This window comes from Flavobacterium johnsoniae, assembly GCF_030388325.1.
In the GTDB taxonomy this organism is placed as follows: domain Bacteria; phylum Bacteroidota; class Bacteroidia; order Flavobacteriales; family Flavobacteriaceae; genus Flavobacterium; species Flavobacterium johnsoniae_C.
Window position 1 is genome coordinate 525,708 of the sequence record NZ_CP103794.1, and the last position, 26,665, is coordinate 552,372.

A 26,665-nucleotide genomic window follows, 5' to 3' on the forward strand; every position below is an offset into this window, starting at 1 on the left:
GCTTTTTAGATTAATTGATATTCGGGCAATTTTGTGATGTAATTAAAAAGTCTGACCACAGCAAAATCAGCATGCGGGTCTTTGGGATCAAAATCGTATTTCAAAAGATTTTCCATGTCTTTTTGAGCCGAATCGCTTACATTAAATAAAAGTCGTTCCGATAATTCCGAAATGATGGTTTTGTTATTTCCATCAGAATCAAAAGCTACTTTGACATCGATTTTCTCATATTCCGATTTTTCTTTTTCAACTCCATTCGTCATCGTTTTCAAAACTCTTCGATTCAGACTTTTCCCACTGCATAGCAAATCGGCTGTATTGTTTCTTTGCAGATAAATTTGCGACGTCAGCCATGAATTTCCGCCATCCCAACCTTTTACATTTACCTGATTATACAAATCCATTCCCTGCTGTCTTAAAAATACAGCAATAACGGCATCGTCTAAATCTTTTATCTCCAATTCATCGCAAAGCTGTAAAATATAAACCAGCGGATCTTTTATTTTATTTCCTGAATTCTCTTTTTTAAATTCTTCGGTAAAAATTTTAGTCAGCAATGGCTGAATTTCAAACTTTTCTTTTCGGAAATAATCGCCATAATAAACCACTAAATCTTCAGGCGGATTATCATACACAAACCATTTCAGAATTTTTCGGGTAATGAGATACGGAATGTTTTTCTGTTCGAAAATAATATCGACCAAATCGTCTGATTTCCAGTTTCCAGTTTTTCTGAAGTAAATTTTATCGCTGTTATCTTCAATGTTTTTTCTATAAACTGCTCCTTCATCGCCAACATTTAAACCAGCCAAAGCTTTTGCGCCATTTTTAATATCGTCTTCGGTATAATTTCCAATTCCGATTGTGAATAGTTCAAGTAATTCTCGGCTTAAATTTTCATTTACTTTTCCTTTTTTATTATCGCCATTGTCGAGATAACGAACCATTGCGTTAGATTTCAGAATCTGTTTGGTCAATTCTTTAAAATTGCCAAAAGCATTTTCACGCAAAATCATATTGTGCTGATAAATCCAGTAATTGATTTTTACTTTTTGAGAAGTAGAAACAAAATGATTGTGCCAGAAACAAACCATGTTTTCCCGCAACGGGAATTCATCGTTTCTCATTTTAGAAATCCACCATTTTCTGAACTCAACAGCAGAATAAACTTCTTTTTTGAGAATTTTCTTTTTGGCTTCAGAATCTGCCATTTTTATAGATTCTCGAAGTTCTTTAAGCTCAAGCAATGTTTTGGGATCATCATCTAAAAAAGAAGGCAATGATGTATCAAATTTTGAATTATAAGATTGCTTTAGAAATTTTTCTAAGCCGAGTTTTTCAATTTTTGAAGCTTGTTTTCCTGAAAAACCTAATCGTAGGGACCAAAGACTGCTTTTTTTCATCGTTCAGAAATTATTACTGTAAGACTCGATTCTTTTTAAAAGGTTTAATCTTTTTAAAGAGGCTGAGTTGCTAAGATTCTAAGATGCTGAGATTTAAAAAGTGTTTGGTAATAATTAGAACGAGAAATTTTTAAGGATATTGCCTACACGATATTTGACAATCATTATCAAAACATTAACCTTTTTAATATAAAAATTCGTCTATAAATTCTTTATTTTCGTTTAGATACAGAAAATAATTCGCTGTCTTTTTCTGATTTTCGAGAAGCTCTAATTTAATTTCGATGCAGGGAGTTGGGATAAAATCATGATCTATTAAAATCGAAATAGATTTTGGAATGATCCTATCGAAATTAATATTCTCATATTGGTCGGAATTTATATTTTTAAAATACTGAGTTGCTAGTTGATAATATTCTGTTTTATTCTCAACTATATTTAAATTAAGTTTCATATTGTTTAAATTAGGCTATCTTTTAATAGAATCCAATGTTTGCTGGCTAATCTGTTTTCTTTCTATCATGAATTTAAACCAATTTTCTAATTTCTGTTTTTCCTGTTTTTCCATTTTACTGATGTCAATTTGCGGAAAACCGGTATAATCTATTCCATTTTTTTCCAAAACAGCATCATAATAATGATAATACGCTCTATCATAATTAAACTTTTCTGCCATAATCCTGGCGTATACCATAACACTATCTGTTCTTGCGTTAAAACAGCAATCTTGAAAACTATAAAAAAGTTCATCATACGCGTCTACATCTCCTCGCTTTTTAACTCGATTAATCAATGTGTCGTAATCTGTTGTTATAGAGCTAATAGTTCTTACATCTTCTTGGTCAATTTCCTCTAAATTCTGTTCTTTCTGTACTGGTATCTTCTCAGATTTTTTTTGACACGCAAAAACACAACATAAAAAAACTAAGCTTAAAACTTTATTCATAAACTGTTTATTTAGCATTAACAAAAAAGCAGCTATCATTACAATAACTGCTTTCTTATTTTCAAGGAATAAAATCTTTCCTCCTTATTCTATTTTCTTTCTTCTAAAAAAAGAATTAAGACCCACACATTTCACAATCTTCAGGATCTGCTGCTTGTGCTTTTAAAAGCATTGCTTTATAATCCTCAACACTGATTGCTTCAGTTTCCTGAACTAATGATGGAGCTGTTTCTTCTTTTTTATCGTTGTTTAATGTGAATTTAATCGCATCTACAGCCGCTTTTGTTCTTAGGTAATACATTCCTGTTTTTAAACCAGACTGCCAAGCATAGAAGTGCATTGACGTCAATTTAGAATAGTTTGCATCTTGCATGAACAAGTTCAATGACTGAGACTGATCAATGAAATATCCTCTTTGACGAGACATATCGATAATATCTTTCATCGACATTTCCCAAACTGTTTTATAAAGATCTTTTAAGTCTTGTGGAATCTTATCGATATTTTGAACAGATCCGTTATGACGCATAATTTCTTGTTTCAAATCTTCGTTCCATAAACCTAATTTTACTAGATCTTCTAATAAATGTTTGTTTACTACGATGAACTCTCCAGACAATACACGACGTGTATAAATGTTTGAAGTATATGGTTCGAAAGCTTCGTTGTTTCCTAAGATTTGAGAAGTCGATGCAGTTGGCATTGGAGCAACTAACAATGAGTTACGAACTCCATGCTCCATAACTTCTTTTCTTAATGAAGCCCAGTCCCAACGACCAGATAATTCTTCATCTTTCATTCCCCACATATTGTGTTGGAATTCTCCTTGTGACATTGGCGAACCTTCGAAAGTTGAATATGGTCCTTCTTCTTTTGCCATTTCCATAGAAGCAGTTACAGCAGCGAAATATAAAGTTTCGAAAATTTCTTGGTTTAATTTTTTAGCTTCATCGCTTGTAAACGGCATACGCAACATGATAAAAGCATCTGCTAAACCTTGAACACCTAATCCAACTGGACGGTGACGCATGTTTGAATTTTCAGCTTCTTTTACAGGATAGTAGTTTCTGTCGATTACTTTATTCAAGTTACGAGTTACACGTTTTGTAACGTTGTAAAGCGCTTCATGATCAAATTTTCCGTTATCAATAAACATTGGTAACGAAATAGAAGCCAAGTTACAAACTGCAATTTCATCTTTAGATGTAAACTCCATAATCTCTGTGCACAAGTTGGAAGAACGGATTGTTCCTAAATTCTTGTGATTCGATTTACGGTTTGCTGCATCTTTGTACAACATATATGGCGTTCCAGTCTCAATTTGTGATTCTAGGATTTTCTCCCATAATTCACGAGCGCGGATTGTTTTTCTTCCTTTTCCTCTAAATTCATAATCCGTATATAATGCTTCGAATTCATCTCCGTAAACATCATATAATCCTGGACATTCGTTTGGACACATCAAAGTCCAAGTTGAATCTTCTTGAACACGTTTCATGAATAAATCTGAAGTCCACATAGCGAAGAATAAATCTCTTGCACGCATTTCTTCTTTTCCTGTATTTTTCTTTAAATCCAAGAAATCAAAAATATCAGCATGCCATGTTTCGATGTAAATCGCAAAACTTCCTTTACGTTTTCCACCACCTTGATCTACGTAACGAGCAGTATCGTTAAAAACTCTCAACATTGGAACAATTCCGTTTGAAGTTCCGTTTGTACCACGGATGTAAGATCCAGTCGCACGAACATTATGAATAGAAAGTCCAATTCCTCCCGCTGACTGCGAGATTTTTGCTGTTTGTTTTAATGTATCGTAAATACCATCAATACTATCATCTTGCATTGCCAAAAGGAAACAAGAAGACATTTGCGGTTTTGGCGTTCCTGCATTGAACAACGTTGGCGTTGCGTGCGTAAAGAACTTTTTAGACATTAAATCGTAAGTTTCAATAACCGATTTTAAATCGTCTAAGTGAATACCAACAGAAACACGCATCAACATATGTTGCGGTCTTTCTACAATTTTTCCGTTTATTTTAAGAAGATAAGAACGCTCTAAAGTTTTAAAACCAAAGTAATCGTAATTAAAATCTCTTGTATAAATGATATGAGAATCTAAAAAAGCAGCATTTTCTTGAATTACTTTAAATACATCATCAGCAATTAATGGCGCATCTTGTCCATTTCTTGGATTTACGTAGTTGTACATATCTTTCATCGTTTCTGAGAAAGATTTTTTAGTATTTGAATGTAGATTAGAAATTGCTACACGAGCTGCCAATTGTGCATAATCTGGATGCGCAATAGTCATAGAAGCTGCCGTTTCTGCTGCAAGATTATCCAATTCAGAAGTAGAAACCCCATCATACAATCCCTCAATAACTCTCATGGCTACTTTTACAGGATCTACAAGTTCATTCAAGCCGTAACACAACTTTTTGATTCTTTCTGTAATCTTATCAAACATTACGGGCTCTCTGTGGCCATCTCTTTTTACTACATACATAAGCTTACCTTTTATAGTTATTGAAAAAATGAAAGTACTTAGAGAACGAACTCTGGCACTTAAACATTGCGTGTTTTTAAATTAATTTTAGAGAATTACCGAATTCTCAATAGTTACTTGTTTCAAATTCGAAAATCGAATTTAAATGCGTCATAAATTGTCATTGAACCTGCGACTTGGGGAAAGAGATTCAACCTTAAAAAAATCTGTAATCTTTTTTTAGCGTTGCTGGAAGATCAGGCGCTAAAAGTATTTTGTTACCTAAAAATCTGCATCAAATGAAATTTTTTGAGCATCGCTATCTGTGTTCATAACACCTGATTTTTGATACTCTGCAACACGTTTTTCAAAGAAATTAGTTTTTCCTTGAAGAGAGATCATGTCCATGAAATCAAACGGATTCGCTGATCCATATACACGCTCACATCCTAATTCTACCAATAATCTATCGGCAACGAACTCTAAATATTGTGTCATTAAAGTCGCGTTCATACCAATTAAACTTACCGGAAGAGATTCTGTAACAAATTGTCTTTCGATATCTAAAGCATCAACAATGATTTCTTTAATTCTCTCTTTTGGCACTTTGTTTACTAAATGGTGATTGTGCAAGTGAACTGCAAAATCACAATGTACGCCTTCGTCACGAGAAATCAACTCATTAGAGAATGTCAAACCTGGCATTAAACCACGTTTTTTCAACCAATAAATTGAACAGAAAGCACCTGAGAAAAAGATTCCTTCAACAGCAGCAAAAGCAATAAGTCTTTCAGCAAACGAATCTGACTCGATCCATTTTAAAGCCCATTCTGCTTTTTTAGCAATTGCAGGAAAAACTTCTAAAGCATTAAACAATTCTGTTTTTTCAGCTTCATCTTTCACGTAAGTATCAATTAATAATGAATAAGTTTCACTATGAATATTCTCCATCATGATTTGAAATCCATAGAAAAATTTCGCTTCAGCATATTGCACTTCGTTTACAAAGTTCTCAGCTAAGTTTTCATTTACGATTCCGTCAGAAGCGGCGAAAAATGCTAAAATATGTTTAATGAAGTATCTTTCGTCGTCATTCAACTTATTATTCCAATCTGTCAAATCTTGGTGTAGGTCGATTTCTTCGGCAGTCCAAAAACTTGCTTCCATCTTCTTGTACCATTCCCAAATATCATGATGTTTAATCGGAAAAATAACGAAGCGATTTTTATTTTCTTGTAATATTGGTTCGATTTGTGACATGACAGATTCTGTTAATTTTTTTATTGAATTTTTACTTATTCAGTAGACTACAAAGATTGTCAATTAACGTCAAAAATGAAAGTCAAACTTATTCACAATTTGATGTAGTTTTTAACAACGTTAAATTTTTGAAACATTTTTCATACAATAATTAATTTACTGTAAATGAATCGATTAAAACAGACAAATACACCTTGAAGCCCCGTAAAATATAGACTTTTTAATATAAAAAGCAAGAAATTTTAAAGAGTTTTAAAAAAGTTTTTTTGAGTTAAAACTTTATTTTTTTGAGTCAAAATATGTAGTCAAAATGACTATTATTTAAATGGTAGATTTTAAGAATTTTTATGTTCTTCGGCTACTTTTTCAAGTTCCAAATACCAATCTTCTCCAAAACGACGAATTAGCGCTTCTTTTACAAATTTGTAAACTGGAACTTCCAATTCTTTTCCTAAAGAACAAGCGTCGTCGCAAATATCCCATTTATCATAATTTACTGCAGCAAATTCTGTAAAGTCTTTTACGCGAATTGGATATAAATGACAAGAAACTGGTTTTTTCCAATCTACTATTCCTTGATTATAAGCTTGCTCGATTCCGCAAAGTGCTGTTTTTCCATCAAAGATTACATAAGCGCAATCTTTATTATCTATTAATGTAGTTTCAAGATCTCCATCCGTTCCTTTTACCCAAGTTCCTTGCGCTTCAATCGCTGCAATTCCTTCTTTTCTTAAAAAAGGTTTCACTTTCGGATAAATTTCTTCTAAGATTTTCGTTTCAGCCTCATTCAAAGGCGCGCCCGCATCTCCATCAACACAACAAGCTCCTTTACAAGCAGACAAGTTGCACACAAATTCTTTTTCCAGAATATCTTCTGAAATAATAGTTTTCCCTAACTGAAACATGATATAAAATACTGTTATTTATAAAGTGCAAAGATAGTCAAAGAAAACAGATATTTTTTTTAAAATTTAACCGCAAAGTTCGCAAGGCTTAACGCAAGGTTCGCAAAGATTATTTTTCAAAACTCCCTACAAGCAATTGAAACTTTGCGAACCTTGCGAATCAACTTTGCGTGCTTTGCGGTTAAACCTTTCATATATTTTACTATATGCAAAATAAAATGACAATTGTTACAAATATCACTTTTACAACCAGTAAAACGTGTTTTTATAACAAAAATACATTCTAACAAAAAATCACCTAACTTTATTAACTACTTTTGCAGCAGTTTTTTAAACCTTAAAAATCAAAGCGATATGTTAGAAATCGATTTTAAAGAAATCATTACCGTTAGTATGGTGCTTTTTGCAGTAATTGATATTGTCGGTTCAATTCCAATTATTGTGAATTTAAGAGCGAAGGTTGGACACATCGAATCTGAAAAAGCCTCTATAGTTGCTGGCGCCATTATGATTGTTTTTCTTTTTGTTGGAGAAGGTTTATTGAACTTAATTGGTATCGACGTGCATTCCTTCGCCGTTGCGGGTTCTTTCGTTTTATTCTTTCTTGCTTTAGAAATGATTTTAGGAATTAGAATTTATCGCGATGAAGAACCAGGATCTGCTTCTATCGTGCCTTTAGCTTTTCCTTTAATTGCTGGAGCAGGAACTATGACGACTTTATTATCACTTCGATCGCAATTTCATACTATTAACATTATCATTGCAATTTTACTTAATATCATCTTGGTTTATATTGTTTTGAAATCTTCTAAAAAAATCGAAAATTTGTTAGGAGAAAACGGACTTGGCGTAGTCCGTAAGACATTTGGTGTTATACTTTTAGCAATTGCTGTTAAATTATTCGCCGCTAATGTTAAAGGTTTGTTCGTCTAAAATATATTTTTATAAATTTACCCCATAAAATATTCTAAAATATAACTCTTAGTTATTTTCAGGAGTTCTACTTTATTATTTTAGACCAAACAGAAACAATCTTATGAAAATTTTTACTTCAATCTTAGTGCTTTTAGCATTAGCTTTAATCGTTTTTAATATTACGCTATTAGACTTTAAAAATCCTTTTCAAGGAGATAGTATTGTAGCTTTTATTGGAATCGCCGCTTCATTTTGCGCTGTTCTGATTCTTTTGATTTTTAGAATTTCAAAAAGAATCGAGGAAAAAATGAATGACAACAGATAATATGTTTGATGTTTTAATTATAGGCGGAGGAGTTTCAGGTATGTCCTGTGCCCTAGTTTTAGGATCCGCAAAAAACAAGGCATTTGTTACTGACAAAAAAATCGGAATTTTTACACACCAGAAAAATTCTTCTTTACAAGAGGCAATATTTTATAACGCTTACGGAATTACACCAGGAAAATTAGGTTCTGAATTGCTTACAGAAAGCACACAGGATTTAGCAACAAGTTACCCGCATATTACTCAGATTGCAAACGAGAAAGTATTGAAAGTTGAAGGAAGTTATCCTGAATTTACTGTAGTTACAAACAAGAATTCATACCAAACAAAAAATATTGTAATCGGAATTGGTTCTGCCAATACTTTTGACATTGAAGGTTTAATGCAATTTGTTGAACCTCACAAAAAAGCACTTCCAGAAAAACAGCGTATTCAGCTTAAAAACGAAGATCACAAAGTTGCAGAAGGCATTTATGCAATTGGAACTTTAGCAGGCTGGAGAAGCCAATTGGCAATTGCTGCAGGAAGCGGCGCTGCTGTCGCTACAGATATTCTTACTTTATGGAATAACGGTGTACAAACTCACGCACACGATAGTATTAGATAATTTTTTCTACCATTAAGGAATTAGAAAATTAAGTTTTAGCATGACGTAAACTTAATTATGAAGCTCCATTAAGATCAAATTAAAACACAATAAAAAACCATTAAAAGATTAAGACAACAAGCCGTAAAGCTTAATAAACTTAATCTCTTAATGGTTTTTAATTATTTTTTTAATTTATTTTACCGAAACAATTTCTGTTACTTTAATATGATTTTCATCTTCGGTTTTCCATTTTTCTCCTTTTACAGAAACCACATCACCTATTTTTAATTGTTTGTAATTTTGAGGTCCGCCAACATTTACAATGCTGATTGTTGCAAAATACACTTCTTTTGTGTCTGTTGTAATTTTTGCTGTGTAACCGTCTTTTCCTCCTTCTATTGATTCAACTTTTCCTGAAATCGGAGTATTTGCATCGTTTTTCATAGTTGTACAAGAGATCACAAAAGCCATTAGAAGCGCTAGTAAACTTATTCTTTTTAGATTTTTCATATATTTTGGTTTAACCGCGAAGTTCGCTAAGATTTACGCTAGGTTCGCAAGGTTTATTTTAAGTTTATATTATTTATTCTTTTCAAAATTTATGCCAGCTGAACGCAACTTCCCGCAATCACTTTTAAATTTTTACCGACCTTTTTCCAAACTCTTATATATTTGAAAACACCATTGATCGGATTACTATCGTAAGATCCTTTTAATGAAACTGTAACAGCAACTACAGCTGCGCTATCAATTATATTGACGATTTGATCTGATGCTTCTAAAAAATCTATTTTAATTTTTCCCGAACGATACGATTGTAAATCAAACTCTTTGGTTATCGTTTGTCCGTCCGGCATATTAAAGAGCAAATCATCATGAAGGATTGTTTCCAAAGCCAAAACATCCGATTTTTTAATGGCAGTTAGAAGTTCAATTTCTGCATCAATAACGGTTTCTATTTTCATGATATAAAAATTTGAAGTTATTTCTTCGGGTTCAGAATGGTTTTAATCATGGCATCGTCTTTCAAAATCACATCATAATAATATATTTCTCCGTACAACTGACGAGCAAATTCTGCTGTAATATAGCGATCAACAAGTGATTTTGTTTTTTCTAATTTTAAATCCAAACCTGTCATTAAAATATAGTTTTTGAACTTTTTAAAGTAAACATCTGAGGTTTTCATTTTAGCCAAAAACTCACTAAAACTTAGTCCAGCAAATGCATTTCGATTTTTATCTAATTCTTCAAAAACAAAATGACCCACAATTCCTGTCTGCAATAAGTAAGCAACATTTTCATTTCCATGTTCAGCTTCCATCGGAACAAAAACATCAGGAACAATTCCGCCGCCGCCATAAACAATTTTACCTTTTGGCGTTTTAAATTTTAACGAATCCGCAACTTTTATACTGTCTTTTGCATACAATTCGCCAGTTCTCAATCTCGCTTCTGATTCTTTAAAATATTCTTCATTTCCTTTTTTATAAGGTTTCTGAATTGATCTTCCTGTCGGAGTATAATAACGTGCAACGGTTAATCTTACCGCCGATCCGTCGTTAAAATCCATTTCTCTTTGAACTAAACCTTTTCCAAATGAGCGTCGTCCAACAATAGTTCCGCGATCGTTATCTTGAATTGCGCCAGCTAAAATTTCGCTCGCAGAAGCGCTGTTTTCATTAATTAAAACATAAACTTTTCCCGTTTCAAAACTTCCTGCTTTTGTGGCGTATGTTTTTTCAGTTGAACCGTTTTTACTTTTCGTGAAAACGATTAACTGTTTATCTTTTAAAAATTCATCGGCAATTGCAATTGCTTCTTCCATATAGCCGCCGCCATTGTCACGGAGGTCAATTACAAGCGATTGGATTCCTTTTTCTTTTAATCTCGTTAAACCCGTTTTAAATTCGTTAAAAGTAGTTTCTGCAAAACGATTAATTTTGATGTAACCTATTTTATTTCCAATCATTATAGACGCATCAACGCTTTTAATTGGAATAATATCTCGTTTTACTTTAAACTTAAGTTTCTTTTTTTCTGATTTTCTAAAAACCGTCAATTCGATTTCTGAACCTTGCAATCCTTTTAATTTCGAAAACAAGCTATCCGAAGGCAATCTTCTTCCGTACAATTTTGTTTTTCCAGCATACAGAATTCGATCGCCAGACTTTAATCCCGCTTTCGCTGAAGGTCCATTTTCAACTGGTTTTATAATCGCAACAGAATCTTTATACATGTAGAAATTGATTCCGATTCCGACAAAATCACCTTTCATACTTTCTGCAACTTCCGCTTGTTCGCTTGGCGGAATATAAACCGAATGCGGATCTAATTTAGATAGAATATTATCGACAGTAAGATTTACAATCGAATCGGTATTGACGCTATCTACATATTCTGTATTGATAAAGTCAATTAACTTATTAAGTTTAGTTTTAGAGTAATTTTTAGCCAAAAACTGATCACTTGCGGGAGCATTCATAAAGCTTCCTGCAATTGTTCCGAGAGCGAAAGTCGCCCCTATTACTATTGGTAAATATTTCGAATTAAACTTCATCTTCTTCTAAAACAGGAACATGTTCTACTTCAACACCTGCTTTTATTAAAAATTGAATTCCAGAATCATCACGATATCCGTCTTTATACACCACTCTTTTTATTCCAGATTGATGAATTAACTTACTGCATTCTTTACATGGAGAAAGTGTAATATACAATGTCGCTCCTTCGCACGATTGTGTTGATCTTGCCACTTTTAAGATTGCGTTTGCTTCGGCATGTAAAACATCCCAACGTGTTAAACCTTCTTCATCTTCACAGCAATTTTCGAATCCAGAAGGAGTTCCGTTGTAACCGTCAGAAATAATCATTCTGTCTTTTACTATAATGGCTCCAACTTTTTTACGTTTACAATACGAAAGCTGCCCCCACTCTTTTGCAATTCGCAAATAAGCTTTATCGTATTTGTTCAATTTTTTTTCTTCCATTAATTTATCTGTTCCAAATTGGACTTTCTATAATCATCGGAATTACAACTCCAATTATAAAAGCCGACATTACAAGCGCCCAGTCACGTTTTGAAAAACGAAAAACTGTCTGCACTATATATGAAATTACTAAGACAACAAAAACTACTACAAGTTGCGCTGCTTCAATTCCTAACGCAAACTCTCCCAAAGGTAACAATTTTGATGTTGCAGAACCTCCTAAAATTGTTTTGAAATAATTAGAAAATCCTAAACCATGAATAATTCCAAAGAATAAAGTTATAAAAAACACCAGATTAACACCATCGTTTTTAGAAGTCTTTCCTGCTGTAAATAAATGATAGAGCGCTGTTACCAAAATTGTAATTGGAATAAGAAATTCTACAAGATTTACTTTTATGGTTATGATACCGTAAACAGAAAGAATTAAAGCCAAAGTGTGTCCGATTGTAAATAAAGAAACGAGTAGAAAAATTCTTTTCCAGTCTTTAAATAAATAAGGAACAGTTAGGGCGATTAAAAAAAGAACGTGATCGTAAGCATTGATATCTAAAACGTGTTTTAATCCTATTTGAAAATAAATCCAAAATTGTGACATAGGTATAATGTAATTAAATAATTAGGGGCTGTAAACTTACAATTAATTTTCAAACTTAAAGATTTAAAGCGGTCAAATCCTGCATTAAAAAAAGTTAAATTTTATGAGAAATTTAAAATTAATAATTTAAAAATAGGACTATATTTGTTCTTTAAAAACTAATTAATTATGCCATTTTCAGAATTATTTGATAACGAATTCAAACAAAGAAACAGAGGTCATTTCTCTGCAATTGTGCGTGTAGCTTTTGCTGACGGAAAAATCAACCAACAAGAACAAGAGTTTTTGGATAAAATTGCTTCAACATTACAAATTTCAGAAGAAGAATATAAAGAGATACTTTCAGATCCTTGGAAACATCCAATAAACCCTCCATATTTATACACACAGCGTTTAGAGCGTTTGTATGACTTAGCAAGAATGGTTCACGTTGATCACCATTTAGGAGACTTACAAGAAGTAATGTTAAGACGTATGGGATTAGCTTTAGGATTTACTCCAGGAAACGTAGATTTTATTGTTTCTAAAGCACTTTCTTTAGTAGACAAAAAAGTAGATTTGGATACTTTCCTTTTCGAAATGGAGAATATGAATAAATAAGAAGTTTTCAGTCACAGTTTTCAGATTATATTGGATTTTTAAACTTCTATTAAATACAAACCCGACAGGTTAAAAAATCTGTCGGGTTTGCTATTTTATAGTAAAAAGTAAATTTGAAACTTGAAACAAAAAATCTTAGAGCGCTTTAACGCTTATAACCGTTTATGTTTTTAATTTCTTTTAAACTCATACCATAATTTTTGCCCACATTTAGATCCCAAACGTCAGGTTTAGAGTAAGTGCTTTTATCAAATAAATCTGCACCTTTAACAAATTGTACTGAACCAGTAATCTCTTTAATCATGCCTTTTTTTACTTTTAAATAATCATAAAGCATATTATTGGATTCACTGACTTTTTCAACAATAATTAAAAAATTCATTTCATTTGTATTTGTTCCCAATAAGGATGCATTTCTGACATAACCTGAATTTAAATATTTTACCTTACCAGTAAACTCAACATCTAAAGTATGTCCAAAAGATGTATTTTCTAAAGTCCTAACTATATTGAAATCTACTAATTCTGCATTATCAAAAGATTCTTCTGCTATTTTAGATTTAATTATATTCCGAATTGCATCTTCCTTTGGCAAATCGTTACAGGATATAAAAAGCATCAAGAAACCATATAACAATGTTTTTTTCATAAAGTATTTATTTTTCGTTTTTGTAAATTATATTAGCTATTGCGCATCAGCCATAAACTCCTCTGCTTTTTCTACCATATTATAACTTCCGCAGAAAAATGGAACTCTTTGATGCAATTCTGTCGGTTGGATTTCCATAATTCTTCCAAAACCGTCTGTTGCTTTTCCTCCTGCTTGTTCGGCTAGAAACGCCATCGGATTACATTCATATAACAAACGTAATTTTCCTTTTGGTGCTTTCGAACTTGTTGGATAAATATAAACGCCACCTTTAATCATATTTCTATGAAAATCGGCAACTAAACTTCCAATATATCTTGAAGTATAAGGTCTGTTTTCTTTTTCTTCTTGGCAGTATTTAATGTAATTTTTTACACCTTGCGGAAAATGAACATAATTCCCTTCATTCACAGAATAAATATTTCCATCTTTTGGAAATTTCATGTTTGGATGCGAAAGGTAAAAAGTACCAATTGCTGGATTTAATGTAAATCCGTTTACTCCAAAACCTGTCGTGTAAACCAGCATGGTTGAAGTTCCATAAATTACATAACCTGCTGCAACTTGATTGATTCCCGGTTGTAAAAAATCCTCACTTGTTACCGGAGTTCCAATTGGAGTAATTCTTCTAAAAACAGAAAAAATAGTTCCAACCGAAACATTTACATCAATGTTTGAAGATCCGTCAAGCGGATCCATTAAGATCACGTACTTATTATTATGACAGTTGTCGCTCCCCTGAACTGTAATAAAATCGTCGTTTTCTTCAGAAGCAATACCACAGACAATCTCACGGTTTATTAACGTCTGGATAAATACTTCGTTTGCATAGACATCTAATTTTTGCTGATCTTCTCCCTGAATATTTTGTTCGCCCGCGGCGCCAATAATATCCACAAGCCCAGCTTGGTTTACTTTATGATTCACAACCTTGGCTGCCAATCGAATAGAGTTGATAATTCGGGAAAGCTCTCCCGAAGAATACTGAAATGCTTTTTGGTTCTCAATAATAAACTCTCCCAGTGTTTTATTGCGTTCTTCCATTTCTAAATCGTTATAGTTTTAGTTTTAAGTCACAAATATCGCTTATTTTGTGAGAATGATTCAAAAATTATTTTGTTAGTTTGCTACTATTGTATATTTGCTAATAATCAGCGAAAAGCAACAACTAAAAAAATGCTTTTTGAGATAATAAATACTTAAAAATACGAATACAAAAAATTGTGCTGTAAGCATTTCTGAAAACGTTTTCAATAAAACGAGAACATTATCAGATATGACTTATAAAAAATAAAATGAATTGATTATGAATATTAGAAAAGGGAATCCTGAAGACATGAAATCGGTGTTGGGACTTATTCAGGAGCTGGCGATATTCGAAAAAGAACCTGAAGCAGTTGTCATTACAGAGGAAGATTTAATACGTGACGGTTTTGGAGAAAAACCATTATTTCACGTTTTTGTAGCAGAGATTGAAAACGACCAGAAACAAAAAGAAATTGTTGGAATTGCTTTGTACTATTACCGCTATTCTACGTGGAAAGGAAAAACAATTCACCTTGAAGATTTAATTGTAAAAGAGAAAATGCGCGGTACTGGTTTAGGTTCTGCTCTTTATGCTGAAATTATGAAACAAGGAAAAAAAGATGGCGTAAGAAGAGTAGAATGGAATGTTTTGGCATGGAACACTCCTGCGGTTAATTTTTACAAAAATTCTGGCGCAAAAATTCTTGAAGATTGGCAAGTTGTACAAATGGATGAAGCTGGAGTTAATGCGTTCTTAGAAAAATTATAAAACTTTATATTTTGCCACTAATTTTACGAATTTTCACTAATTCATTCGTGCTAATTCGTGAAATTCGTGGCGAAAAATCTGCGACAGAAAATTATAAAACAAAAAATATAGGATTTCGCCTCAAATCTGAAATCTAGAATCTAAAATCTATAAATTAATAATGAGAGTATTTAAATTTGGAGGAGCATCGGTAAAAGATGCAGATGGAATTAAAAACGTATACGACGTTTTACAAAAAGTAGGTTACGAAGACGTAATTCTTGTGGTTTCGGCCATGGGAAAAACAACAAATGCTCTTGAAGTTGTTATCAAGAATTATTTTGAAAAATCGACAGAATTGAATTCTTCTGTTCAGGAAATAAAAAAATATCACAATCAAATCTTATTAGATTTATTTGAAGACGAAAAACACGAAGTTTTTGCAGCTGTGAATGCACAGTTTGCTGAATTAGAATATTTCTTGGCTCATAATAAATCACCTAATTATAACTTTGTTTACGATCAAGTTGTAAGTTTTGGAGAATTAATTTCTACTAATATATTAAGCCATTTCATGAATTTCATGGGAATCCAAACGCAATGGCTTGATGTTCGTAATTTCATTAAAACCAATGCAAATTACAGAGATGCAGAAGTAGATTGGGAAACGACTCAACAGCTTATCAGCAAAAACGTTCCAAGAAAACAGCTAAACATTACACAAGGATTTTTAGGTGCCGACGAAAATAATTTCACAACAACTTTAGGTCGTGAAGGTTCTGATTATACTGCTGGAATTTTTGCTTATTGTTTAAACGCAGAAAGTGTAACCATCTGGAAAGACGTTCCTGGAGTTATGAATGCGGATCCGCGTTATTTTGAAAATGCAAGTTTGCTGAATCAGATTTCGTATCGTGAAGCGATCGAATTAGCTTTTTACGGAGCAACGGTTATTCACCCAAAAACATTACAGCCTTTACAGAAAAAAGAAATTCCTTTGTATGTAAAATCGTTTGTGAATCCTTTATTAAAAGGAACTTGCGTTTCTAAAGGCGTTGATCTTGAACCACAATATCCATGTTTTATTGTAAAAAGAGAACAGCTTTTAATCTCGCTTTCATCAATTGATTTCTCTTTTATTATGGAAGAAAACATTAGTGAGATTTTTGGATTATTCCACGAATTTAAAATCAAAGTAAACTTGATTCAGAATTCTGCAATTAGTTTTTCTGTTTGCGTGGAAGATAAATTTGGAAATTTCCCAGAATTGAATGCGATTCTTTCTAAAAAATTCAAAGTAGAATACAGCGAAAATGTGACTTTATATACGATTCGTCACTTTACAGAAGAAGCTGCTCAAACGGTTGAAGCTAACAAAGAAGTTTTATTGAAACAAGTTAGCCGTGAAACGATGCAAATTGTGACTAAAGAATTAAGTTAATATTGTTTTAGAAAAGGTAATTATTTCAATTCAAATTATATAAAAAGGCTTTGCTAATTTTAGTGAAGTCTTTTTTTGTAAGTTTATTATTCAATTTCCTTCTTCTTTTGTATATTTGAAAATGAATTTTCTAAAAATGACTTAAAGATAGATTATGGAAATACTAACTCTTTTATCTAAAAATCCGATTGTTATAATTGTGTTATTTATAATGCTAATAACTAAAGTGTTTCCTCCAAAAAACATAAATTCTTTGTATGGTTATAGAACTTCAAATTCAATGAAAAACAAATTGAATTGGGATTTTGCACAAAAATACAGCACTAACCTTTTCTTAAAAATTCTATCTCTTTTATTACTAGTTCAAATTATACTGTATGCAATTTTTGGCAGTACTTCATTTGCTGACTTTTCAGTATTTATTGGCTTAATAATATCTGTTGCATTTGTTTTGTATCAAACTGAAAAGAAACTCAAAAAACAAGAGAATTTACAAGTTTAAAACTCAAAATTCAGTTTCTCATTTTCCCAATTATAAATACTACTTTTGACTTTTTAGAGTTAAAGTATTTATGTTGAAAAAATTACTGTTTTTGACGGTTTTCTTCTGGCTTTCTGCGCTTCAGGCTCAGGATACAGGATCGCTGTACAAAACGAAAAAAGTAATCGTTTCAAAAGATACTATTCGGCTTGAAAAAGTGAGTATTAACTCTGGATTTTTTCAACTTTTAAATACTCAAAACGAACCTATAGATTCGACTTTCTACAAAATTGATTTTCAAAAAGGTTTTCTTCTTTTAAATGAAAAATTCCAATCGACATCAGATACTTTAATTGTCAATTATCTTCAATATCCTGATTTCTTAACCAAAGAATATAGTCTTTACAAATCGGATCAAATTGTAACAAATGATGTTGGAACTGAAAAATTGTATCGAATTGACAACAACGCAAATGCGAAGAAAGTTGCTCCTTTTGACGGATTAAATACTTCTGGAAGCATTACGCGAGGCATTACAATAGGAAATAATCAGAGCACGGTTTTAAACTCCAATTTAGATTTACAGATTACGGGTAAAATTTCAGAAAAAGTCAGTTTAAGAGCTTCGCTTCAAGACAGTAATATTCCGTTGCAAGATGGCGGATATTCGCAAAAACTAGATCAGTTTGATAATATTTTTATGGAACTTTTTAGCGATGATTGGAACATTCGCGCAGGCGACGTCTTTTTAGAAAATAGGAAAACACAATTTTTGAGCTTTAATAAAAAAGTTCAGGGAATTTCTGCAAGCTTTGATTTCGACACCGAAAAAAGTAAAACCAATGTTTTTGCTTCAGTTGCTTTTGTAAAAGGTCAATATGCAAAAAGTACTTTTACTGGGCAAGAAGGAAATCAAGGTCCGTATAAATTGAAAGGTCAAAATGGCGAATTGTATGTTTTGGTTATTTCGGGTTCGGAACGCGTTTATGTAAATGGTGTTTTGCTGAAACGTGGCGAAAACAACGATTATGTTATTGATTATAATGCGGGAGAAATAATTTTTACATCACTTTTTCCAATTAATTCCGAAATGCGAATTAATATAGAATATCAGTATTCTGAACGAAATTACAATCGATTAGTCACTTACGCGGGCACAACGCACGAAAACAAAAATTGGAGTTTTGGAGGTTATATTTATTCTGAAAACGATATGAAAAATCAGCCTTTACAGCAAAATCTTTCACCAGAACAAGTTCAGATTTTAAGTGAAGCGGGAGATGACGTTAATTTAATGAAAGCGCCATCTGCTTACGAAGACAAATATGCTGACAACAAAATTTTATACAAAAAAAGCATCGTAAATTCGGTTGAAATATATGAATACTCCAACAATTCTGCTGATGTTTTATACAATGTAAGATTTAGTTTGGTTGGTGCAAATGCTGGAAATTATATCATTCAAAACAATAATTCTGTAGAAAGAATTTACCAATATGTTGAACCTATTAATGGCATTTTACAAGGAAATTACGAACCAATTGTTCAGCTTGTTGCACCTATAAAACTTCAGGTTGCGACTTTTTTAGGGAAATATAATCCGAATGAAAAAACTTTGGTCGATTTTGAGTTGGCGGTTAGCAATAACGATCAAAATTTATTTTCAGGAATTGATGATGCAGATAATGAAGGGATTGCTTTTAAAACCAATCTTAAAAAACGACTTTTTTCTAAAAGTTGGAGTTTAGATGCTTTTGCTAATTATCAATATGTGCAGCAGGATTTTAAATCTGTTGAACGTTTATATAATATCGAATTTAATCGCGATTGGAATTTAACGGGAACACTTTTGGGCAATCAGAGCCTTTTGGTAACCGGATTTAATTTTGATTTATTTTCTCAAAAAAAATCTTCTGATATCGGTTTGCTGACTTATCAGTTTGAGAAATTAGATTTTAGCGAAAGTTATTCTGGTTCCCGACACACAACTACGGCTTTATTCAAACTCAAAAATTGGACAATCGAAAACAACGGAAGTTTTTTAAATTCTAACGCTACAGCTTCGACTTCAAAATTTATTAGAAATCAAACCAGAACCAAATATCATTTTGGCAAAAACTGGATTGGCGGCAGTTTGCAATTGGAAGACAATCAGGAAAAAGATAAGATTACGAATCAGTTTTCGACTTTAAGTCAGCGCTTTTCAGAATATGGAGCTTTTGTCGGACGCGGAGACAGCACCAAAGTTTTCGTCGAAATTGGTTATTTGCAAAGACGAAATGATAGTTTGCAAAACGGATTATTACAACATGTAAACAATTCTCAAACCTATTATTTAAAGTCAAAATTAATTCAAAACAAAACCACCGATTTAGCGGTTTATGCGAGTTATAGAAATTTAGATTTTACTGATCAAACTCGAAAGAATGAACCTTCTTTAAATTCGAGAATTTTATATAACGATCGTTTTTTTAATCAGTTAGTGCAAATCGGAACGGCTTACGAAACCAGTTCGGGAACTATTGCGCAACAAGAATTTACGTATGTTGAAGTTCCAACTGGGCAAGGAGTTTATACTTGGAATGATTATAACGGAAACGGAATTCAGGAATTGGAAGAATTTGAAATTGCCGTTTATCAAGATCAGGCTAAATATGTTAGAATATTTTTGCCGAATCAGGTTTACATTAAAACCAATCAGAATAAATTTTCTCAGTCGTTAACTTTGAATCCGCTGCAATGGCAAAATGAAAAAGGGTATAAAAAAGTGCTTTCTTATTTTTATAATCAAACTTCTTTTATTCTGGATCGAAAAGTTAGAAATGAAGGCGAACTCGATCTTAATCCGTTTGGTTCTTCGGAAGAAAATATTTTAGGACTCAACTCTAGTTTTAGAAACAGTTTATTCTACAATCGAGGCCGACAAAAACATTCTGTCACTTACTCTTATCTTATTAATAAAGGAAAAAGTCTGCTTTCTATTGGCTCTCAAAATGTTGGCAATTATTCTCATCAAATTCAGTATACGCATTTGTATCAGAAAAGCTGGCTGTTTAATTTCTTTACAAAGAGCATCAAAACAGATTTGGTTTCGAAAGATTTTGCTGAGAAAAACTACGATATCAACGGTTGGCAAATTGCTCCAAAAGTGAGTTATTTATTTTCTAAAAACACCAAATTAGATTTCTTTTATGAACTTCAAAACAAGAAAAATCAAATTGAAAATCTGGAAACTTTAGACCAAAACAGAATCGGGACTTCTTTTTCTTATGCTGGCGAAAGAAAAGTAACTATAAATGGAGAATTTTCTTTTTATGAAAATAAATTTAATGGAAATGAGTTTTCATCTGTCGGTTTTCAAATGTTAGAAGGACTTCAAGCGGGATCAAATTTGGTTTGGAAACTGCTTCTGCAAAAGAACATTACGTCATTTTTAGATATAAATTTAAATTATCTAGGGCGTAAAAGCGAAACAGGAAATACGATTCATACCGGAAATATTCAGCTTCGTGCATATTTTTAATGTCTTGCGAAAAAGAAGACAATAAATTATGTAATTTTAATTGAAATTTAAACGTATAACCTTATGAAAAAATTATTATTGTTCTGTTTTATAGTTGTTTTCTCATCTAATTTCTACGCCCAAGAAACAACTGCAAAGGCTGCTAAAAGCAAAACAGAAGCCTCAGCTAAAAAAGCCAAATCAACTGCAGACAAAGCTTCGGCTGATGCAAAAAAGGAAGCGACAAAATCTAAAAAAGCAGCAGATGACGCAAAAGCTGCTTCAACAAAAGCAAAAAAAGAATCTGCTGACGCTGCAAAAAAGACCGCCGACAAAGAAGCAACAAAAGCAAAAGCTGACGCTAAAAAAGCTACTGTAGAATCTGATAAAGCAAAAAGTGCAGCTGATAAAGCTAAAGCTGATGCTAAAAAATCGACTGCAAAAGCTGACGCTGCTAAGAAAGATGCTGCAAGTGCAAAAAAATCAGCATCAAAAACTTTAAAAGAAACAAATGAAAAAGCGCCATCTGTACCAGATAAAGTTACTGGCGAATACAATGGTAAAAAAGTATATACAGGACCAAGAGGCGGTAAATACTACATTAACAAAAATGGTAATAAAACTTATATTCAGGATTAAGGTTCTGAGGTACTAAGGTTTTAATACAAGACTTTGAAGAAGCTGTCCTTTTGGACAGCTTCTTCTTTTTGTAAGCTTCGGAGAAGCGAAATATTTATAGAAATTGCAATTCCCAGAGATTAAAAAGCTCCAGCGGAGCGACATATATTCAATTAAAAAAAAATATGTCGCACCTCTGGAGCTCTTTGTCTTTACGCAATTGGATTTCTATAGATATGTCGCCCCTCTGGAGCTTCTTAATATGCTTGCGAAATCTTTTTTATTTAAATCAATAAATCTTAGAACCTTGGTTCCTCAGCACCTTAGAACCTTAAAAAAAATATTCAGTTAATAATTTAGTAATACCCTCTAAATAGCATCCCAAACATATTTCTTTATCTTCGTTTTTAAAACATTTTAAAAATGAGCATTGATTATTCTGCGAATAAAACTATTTTGATAGCTCCATTAAATTGGGGTTTAGGGCATGCAACTAGATGTATTCCTATTATAAAAGCCCTTCAAGAGAATAATTATATTCCGATTATTGCGTCTGATGGAGTTGCTTTGGCTTTATTACGAAAAGAATTTCCTTATATACAAACTTTAGAATTGCCTTCTTATCATATTGAATATGCAAAGAATGGTAAAAATTTTAAATGGAAGCTGATTAAAAACCTTCCAAAAATGATTACAGCTATTTTAGACGAAAAAAAAATGGTTAATGCGTGGATTAAAAAACATGGCATTGACGGAATAATTTCTGATAATAGATTAGGTGTTTTCAGTAAAAAAGTGCCTTCCGTTTTTATGACGCATCAATTAAATGTGATGACTGGAAACACGACTTGGTTTACAAGTAAATGTCATCAGTACTTTATAAAAAAATATAATGAATGCTGGGTTCCTGATACCAACGGAGAAGTAAATCTTACGGGAGATTTAGGGCATCTAAAAACCAATTCATTAAACTTAAAATATATTGGTCCTCTAAGTCGTATGAAGAAAAAGGAAACGCCAAAAGTATATGATCTTATGATTATACTTTCTGGCCCTGAACCTCAACGTACTTTTTTAGATGAAAAACTGCAAAAACAAGCTACAAAATTTCCTGGAAAAGTAGTTTTTGTAAAAGGAATTGTAGAAAAAACACAAGAAAAATGGGAATCAGGAAATGTGACTTATTACAATTTCATGAATTCAAAACAGCTCGAACAAACTTTTAATGAAAGTGAATTTGTTTTGTGCCGTTCTGGTTATACAACCGTAATGGATTTGGCAAAATTGGGTAAAAAAGCATTTTTTATTCCGACGCCTGGACAATACGAACAAGAATATTTAGCTATAAAACTTCAAGAAGAAAATTTAGTTCCGTATGCAATGCAAGACGATTTTACGATTGAAGATTTATCTAAAGTAAAATCTTTTAAAGGATTATCTCAATTTAAAAATGATATTGACTGGGATTCGTTATTTTCTGTTTTTGAAGATAAGTCACATCAATAAAAAAATCCGTTTAATCTATGTCTAATTTTTGACGCAGATTAAACGGATTTGCTTTGCAAAAACGCGGATTGACGCAGATTTTTATTTTTTTCTTAGAAATTAAATTGCGCTTGCAATCTCAATACATTTCCTTGCTGTCTGTTTATTGGGAGAGCGCTGTCTTCAAATGTTCTGTCTGCAATTACATATTGTGCTGTTAACTCAAAAGCCTTAATTGGCTGCCATTCTACACCAATTTCATAATCTCTTACAACGTAACTTCTAGCATCTTTCTCGTATTTTTTACCTCCGTCATAATATTGAAATTTAACGAAAGGATAAATGCGCTGTTTTTTGATATCCCATTTGTAGTTTAATAAAACATAACCACCATTTAAATCCGTTTCATCGACTGTATTTGTAGCGGTATTATATCTCGGTCCCTTCCCGATATTATATTCTGTCTGAATTCCGAAAGGTCTTGGATACAAAACAAACGTTGCTCCTATTCTTTGATCTTTAACATATTGTGGATCATTAACTATAACTCCTGAAGAAATTTCCCCAGTAAAAGCCCACTTCCCTGTATATGCCTGAATTCCCGGTTCTATAATCTGGCTTCCAATTACAAATGGATATGTTACTCTGGTTACTACATTTAGATCTCTATTTCCATCCATTTTATTGGCAATCTGTCCGTTGTAAACACCAAAAGCAAATACACCAAAATCGCCAGAACCTTTGAATCCGTCTCTAACCAGCATCTCAAAACGTTTTCGTATTTCGGCTGGAGCCCAATAAAAGAAGATTCCTAAATCACGCTCATTTGCTATAGAACTGTTTATCCCATCCGCGCGATCTAAACTTAAACGTTGTGAACTAGACTGCATATTTTCAAATCCGTATGGAATTTTACTCTGCCCAACACGAACACGATATTCCCTTAGTTTATCAAAAGATATATCAAAATACAAGTCACGAATTTGCACAAAGTTCTGAACTCCTGTGCTTGGAGAGCTACCAAAATCGGGTTGGAAATAGAAAAACAAATTTGGATGAACTTGTCCAGAAAACACTAAACGTGCACGACGAATAAAAAGTCCGTTGTTTGCTTTTGCGTCTGGAGCTGTCGAAGTTGTTCCCCAAGATTTATCACATTGATCGCAAGAAACTTTGTCATTTGTAGATAATAAACCATTGTATCTAATTTGAGCATAACCTCTTAAAGAGATTCTGTCGTACCAGTGTTCTTCAACCCCACCACCAGATTTAGTCTCTGGCAGTTTTGCCTTGTTGATAGAATCTAAAATACGCATTACTTCGTTTTTTACATCCTGCTTATTTAATTCTTGTTTATTTGGTTCCTGTGCATTGGCTGCAAAGGTTAACAGCAATAAAACTGCTAATAGTTTTCTTTTTATCATTAGTTCTGTAATTCCCTTAATTTCAGGATGCAAAGATGGAGCACCTATGTTAAGAAATCATTAACCAGATGTTACTATAATAAAAATTTAATGTTACGTCCTAAAACGGAATGTTTATTTATCGTTAAACACCTTTGTTTTAGGGCTTTCAGCAAAAGCAGGGTTACAATTTTTTAACGTCCGTTTTTACTATTTTATTTGCTTTTTCGAGTGTAAAAGAGAATTCAGAGCCAATTCCGAATTCACTTTCTACATAAACTTTCTCTTTATGAGCTTCAATAATGTGTTTTACAATTGCCAATCCTAAACCAGAACCTCCTTCAGAACGGGTTCCGCTTTTATCAACTCGATAAAAACGTTCAAAAAGTCTTGGAATATTTTGTTTTTCAACTCCTTCTCCATTATCACTAATACGGATTAAGACTTTTTTCTTAGTTAAGTTTACAACACCAACTTCGGTTAAACCGCCTTCTTTTCCGTATTTAATAGAGTTTACAATAAGGTTTTCTAGAACTTGCTGAATTCTGTCCTGATCACCTCTAATCATAACCGATTGAACATTTTTACTTTCAAAAGCCAATTTGATTTTCTTTTTGTCTGCCTTCATTTCCAGCAATTCAAAAACATTCTGAATCAATTCAACAACATCAAAATCGGTCATATTCAAATCTAAATCGCCAGATTCTAATTTGGTAATCATATCCAAATCTTCAACAATATATATAAGACGCTCTACTCCTTTTTCGGCGCGTTTTAGATATTTTTTTCTGATATTTTTATCATCCATCGCACCATCTAGCAAAGTTGAAACATATCCTTGCACTGTAAATAATGGTGTTTTTAATTCGTGCGAAACGTTTCCTAAAAACTCTCTTCTATATTGTTCACGAATTTCCAACATTTCGATTTCGAGTTTTTTATCCGTTGCAAACTTTTTCACTTCACGCGAAAGCGTTTCCATATCGGTATTAATCGGTTGATTGATTAAAGTTGTTGATTCTAATAACGAAACCTCATCGTAAATTTTCTTTACTCGTCTGTAAATAAAACGCTCTACGCGATATTGTAAAACTAAAAATGAAAATATATAGATAACAATAATAAAGATTATTCCGAATGCTAATTGATGTTTTAATTGATTTTTATAAAATAAAGACATCAGCATCAGTACAAATGCCGTTGCAAATAGACTTATATATAATGCCGATTTTATGGCAAATTTGTATGTTTTTTTAAAATTAATCTTCATTGAAAAATTGAACCATTAAGAAATTAAGAAAATTAAGTTTTGCTTTCAAGCTATTTTCTTTTGAATAAATTAAAAAACAAAAAAGAAATAACTCAAAAACCATATAAGAAAATGAAGATTGTAGGGCTTCAATTCTTATATGGTTTAAATGTATTGAATATTTTTAAAAAAATTTGAAAGGATTTAAATCTTTACCAAAATTCTAAAATCACTTAGTAGCTTAGTATCTCAGAACCTCAGTGTCTTAAAATCTAAACTTCAAATTTATAGCCAACTCCTTTTATAGTTTTAAAAAGATCTTCTCCGATTTTTTCACGTAGTTTTCTGATGTGAACGTCAATTGTTCTTCCTCCAACCACAACTTCATTACCCCAAACTTTATCCAAGATTTCATCTCTTTTGAAAACTTTTCCTGGTTTTGAAGCCAATAGATAAAACAATTCGAATTCTTTTCTTGGCAAAGCAATTTCTACATTACCTTTTATGATTTTGTATTCTTCGCGATTGATCTCGATTCCGCCAACATTTAAAGTATCAGTAACAACTTCTTGTTCTTTTAACCTTCTTAACAGCGCCTTTACTTTAGACACTAATAATTTTGGTTTAATTGGCTTAGTAATGTAGTCGTCAGCACCGGCATCAAAACCAGCAACTTGCGAATAATCTTCACTTCTTGCTGTAAGGAAAGTTATGATAACATTATTTAATTCAGGAATTTTTCTAATATGCTCGCAAGCCTCCATTCCGTCCATTTCTGCCATCATCACGTCCATAATGATCAATTCTGGCAACTCTTTCTGCGCTTTTGCTATTGCATCTTTTCCATTAGATGCCGTAACAATCTGGTAGCCTTCCTGAGCAAGGTTATAGCCAACGATTTCTAAGATATCTGGTTCGTCGTCAACTAATAAAATCTTAGTTTGTGTTTTTTTCATAAATAGCAAAAATTGAGATTTTTATATCGAACTTTTATTGTTTAGCGTTCGACATTTCTTATTTCACAGGGTAAATATACTAACAAAA

At 32.4% G+C, this 26,665-nt stretch carries 26 protein-coding genes; 10 read left to right on the forward strand and 16 right to left on the reverse strand.

Features of this window, described 5'->3' with window-relative positions:
* Window positions 1-5: 5 nt before the first annotated feature.
* The 6 genes from NYQ10_RS02500 to NYQ10_RS02525 all read right to left on the reverse strand — a co-directional run bounded on the left by NYQ10_RS02500 (window position 6) and on the right by NYQ10_RS02525 (window position 7,002).
* Window positions 6-1,403 carry a DUF1800 domain-containing protein gene (locus NYQ10_RS02500; protein WP_289878762.1) on the reverse strand — a complete coding sequence of 466 codons (1,398 nt, stop codon included), beginning with the start codon at window positions 1,401-1,403 and terminating at the stop codon, window positions 6-8.
* A gap of 184 nt (window positions 1,404-1,587) precedes the next feature.
* On the reverse strand, window positions 1,588-1,857 hold the full coding sequence (locus NYQ10_RS02505; RefSeq protein ID WP_289878763.1) for a hypothetical protein: 270 nt from the start codon (window positions 1,855-1,857) through the stop codon (window positions 1,588-1,590).
* 15 nt (window positions 1,858-1,872) lie between these two features.
* Window positions 1,873-2,349, reverse strand: a complete 477-nt coding sequence (locus tag NYQ10_RS02510; RefSeq protein WP_289878764.1) for a hypothetical protein — start codon at window positions 2,347-2,349, stop codon at window positions 1,873-1,875.
* Window positions 2,350-2,464: 115 nt separating this feature from the next.
* Entirely contained in the window at window positions 2,465-4,858 is a 2,394-nt protein-coding gene (locus tag NYQ10_RS02515; protein ID WP_289878765.1) for a ribonucleoside-diphosphate reductase subunit alpha, read from the reverse strand.
* A gap of 261 nt (window positions 4,859-5,119) precedes the next feature.
* Window positions 5,120-6,097 (reverse strand): ribonucleotide-diphosphate reductase subunit beta, encoded by a 978-nt coding sequence (locus NYQ10_RS02520; protein ID WP_229355748.1) that lies wholly within the window; start codon window positions 6,095-6,097, stop codon window positions 5,120-5,122.
* A 335-nt stretch (window positions 6,098-6,432) separates the two neighbouring features.
* Complete coding sequence (locus NYQ10_RS02525) at window positions 6,433-7,002, reverse strand: DUF3109 family protein (RefSeq protein WP_184159595.1); 570 nt, start codon at window positions 7,000-7,002, stop codon at window positions 6,433-6,435.
* Between the two features lie 354 nt (window positions 7,003-7,356).
* On the opposite strand from NYQ10_RS02525, the gene NYQ10_RS02530 reads away from it, so the two are divergent.
* The 3 genes from NYQ10_RS02530 (at window position 7,357) to NYQ10_RS02540 (ending at window position 8,849) form a co-directional block, all read left to right on the forward strand.
* On the forward strand, window positions 7,357-7,935 hold the full coding sequence (locus tag NYQ10_RS02530; protein WP_091494800.1) for a MarC family protein: 579 nt from the start codon (window positions 7,357-7,359) through the stop codon (window positions 7,933-7,935).
* A 103-nt stretch (window positions 7,936-8,038) separates the two neighbouring features.
* Window positions 8,039-8,242, forward strand: coding sequence for a hypothetical protein (locus NYQ10_RS02535; RefSeq protein ID WP_095954910.1), 204 nt, complete (start codon window positions 8,039-8,041; stop codon window positions 8,240-8,242).
* 1 nt (window position 8,243) lies between these two features.
* On the forward strand, window positions 8,244-8,849 hold the full coding sequence (locus NYQ10_RS02540; protein WP_289880993.1) for an FAD-dependent oxidoreductase: 606 nt from the start codon (window positions 8,244-8,246) through the stop codon (window positions 8,847-8,849).
* Between the two features lie 174 nt (window positions 8,850-9,023).
* Here the strand turns inward: NYQ10_RS02540 and NYQ10_RS02545 are convergent, their stop codons facing one another.
* The 5 genes from NYQ10_RS02545 to NYQ10_RS02565 form a co-directional block, all read right to left on the reverse strand.
* Window positions 9,024-9,341 carry a hypothetical protein gene (locus tag NYQ10_RS02545; protein WP_289878766.1) on the reverse strand — a complete coding sequence of 106 codons (318 nt, stop codon included), beginning with the start codon at window positions 9,339-9,341 and terminating at the stop codon, window positions 9,024-9,026.
* A gap of 89 nt (window positions 9,342-9,430) precedes the next feature.
* Window positions 9,431-9,796 (reverse strand): nuclear transport factor 2 family protein, encoded by a 366-nt coding sequence (locus NYQ10_RS02550; protein ID WP_289878767.1) that lies wholly within the window; start codon window positions 9,794-9,796, stop codon window positions 9,431-9,433.
* 17 nt (window positions 9,797-9,813) lie between these two features.
* Window positions 9,814-11,391 carry a S41 family peptidase gene (locus NYQ10_RS02555; protein ID WP_289878768.1) on the reverse strand — a complete coding sequence of 526 codons (1,578 nt, stop codon included), beginning with the start codon at window positions 11,389-11,391 and terminating at the stop codon, window positions 9,814-9,816.
* Window positions 11,381-11,821: a deoxycytidylate deaminase gene (locus NYQ10_RS02560; RefSeq protein ID WP_289878769.1), complete on the reverse strand. Its 441-nt coding sequence runs from the start codon at window positions 11,819-11,821 to the stop codon at window positions 11,381-11,383. The genes NYQ10_RS02555 and NYQ10_RS02560 overlap by 11 nt, the downstream gene beginning before the upstream one ends.
* Window positions 11,822-11,825: 4 nt before the next feature.
* On the reverse strand, window positions 11,826-12,419 hold the full coding sequence (locus NYQ10_RS02565) for a HupE/UreJ family protein (RefSeq protein ID WP_229355738.1): 594 nt from the start codon (window positions 12,417-12,419) through the stop codon (window positions 11,826-11,828).
* A 168-nt stretch (window positions 12,420-12,587) separates the two neighbouring features.
* Between NYQ10_RS02565 and NYQ10_RS02570 the strand changes: the two genes are divergently transcribed.
* On the forward strand, window positions 12,588-13,019 hold the full coding sequence (locus NYQ10_RS02570) for a TerB family tellurite resistance protein (RefSeq protein WP_276171954.1): 432 nt from the start codon (window positions 12,588-12,590) through the stop codon (window positions 13,017-13,019).
* 145 nt (window positions 13,020-13,164) lie between these two features.
* Here NYQ10_RS02570 and NYQ10_RS02575 read toward each other — a convergent pair whose 3' ends face one another.
* A complete protein-coding gene (locus tag NYQ10_RS02575) occupies window positions 13,165-13,668 on the reverse strand; it encodes a hypothetical protein (protein ID WP_276171953.1) in 504 nt (167 codons plus the stop codon).
* Between the two features lie 36 nt (window positions 13,669-13,704).
* Window positions 13,705-14,712, reverse strand: a complete 1,008-nt coding sequence (gene fbp, locus NYQ10_RS02580) for a class 1 fructose-bisphosphatase (RefSeq protein WP_276171952.1) — start codon at window positions 14,710-14,712, stop codon at window positions 13,705-13,707.
* A gap of 262 nt (window positions 14,713-14,974) precedes the next feature.
* Here fbp and NYQ10_RS02585 point away from each other — a divergent pair, with 262 nt between their 5' ends.
* From NYQ10_RS02585 to NYQ10_RS02610, 6 genes are all read left to right on the forward strand, one after another.
* Window positions 14,975-15,463, forward strand: a complete 489-nt coding sequence (locus tag NYQ10_RS02585; protein WP_289878770.1) for a GNAT family N-acetyltransferase — start codon at window positions 14,975-14,977, stop codon at window positions 15,461-15,463.
* 160 nt (window positions 15,464-15,623) lie between these two features.
* The gene (locus NYQ10_RS02590) at window positions 15,624-16,883 is read left to right on the forward strand and encodes an aspartate kinase (RefSeq protein WP_289878771.1); all 1,260 of its coding nucleotides are present in this window, start codon (window positions 15,624-15,626) and stop codon (window positions 16,881-16,883) included.
* 154 nt (window positions 16,884-17,037) lie between these two features.
* Entirely contained in the window at window positions 17,038-17,385 is a 348-nt protein-coding gene (locus tag NYQ10_RS02595; RefSeq protein ID WP_289878772.1) for an SdpI family protein, read from the forward strand.
* Between the two features lie 70 nt (window positions 17,386-17,455).
* Window positions 17,456-20,887 carry a hypothetical protein gene (locus NYQ10_RS02600; protein ID WP_289878773.1) on the forward strand — a complete coding sequence of 1,144 codons (3,432 nt, stop codon included), beginning with the start codon at window positions 17,456-17,458 and terminating at the stop codon, window positions 20,885-20,887.
* 63 nt (window positions 20,888-20,950) lie between these two features.
* The gene (locus NYQ10_RS02605; RefSeq protein WP_289878774.1) at window positions 20,951-21,505 is read left to right on the forward strand and encodes a hypothetical protein; all 555 of its coding nucleotides are present in this window, start codon (window positions 20,951-20,953) and stop codon (window positions 21,503-21,505) included.
* 402 nt (window positions 21,506-21,907) lie between these two features.
* The gene (locus NYQ10_RS02610; RefSeq protein ID WP_289878775.1) at window positions 21,908-22,990 is read left to right on the forward strand and encodes a glycosyltransferase; all 1,083 of its coding nucleotides are present in this window, start codon (window positions 21,908-21,910) and stop codon (window positions 22,988-22,990) included.
* A 92-nt stretch (window positions 22,991-23,082) separates the two neighbouring features.
* On the opposite strand, the gene NYQ10_RS02615 is transcribed toward NYQ10_RS02610, so the two are convergent.
* The 3 genes from NYQ10_RS02615 to NYQ10_RS02625 form a co-directional block, all read right to left on the reverse strand.
* Window positions 23,083-24,393: a porin gene (locus NYQ10_RS02615; protein WP_289878776.1), complete on the reverse strand. Its 1,311-nt coding sequence runs from the start codon at window positions 24,391-24,393 to the stop codon at window positions 23,083-23,085.
* A gap of 163 nt (window positions 24,394-24,556) precedes the next feature.
* Window positions 24,557-25,642, reverse strand: a complete 1,086-nt coding sequence (locus NYQ10_RS02620; RefSeq protein WP_289878777.1) for a sensor histidine kinase — start codon at window positions 25,640-25,642, stop codon at window positions 24,557-24,559.
* A 251-nt stretch (window positions 25,643-25,893) separates the two neighbouring features.
* Entirely contained in the window at window positions 25,894-26,577 is a 684-nt protein-coding gene (locus NYQ10_RS02625; RefSeq protein WP_008465097.1) for a response regulator transcription factor, read from the reverse strand.
* Window positions 26,578-26,665: the final 88 nt, after the last annotated feature.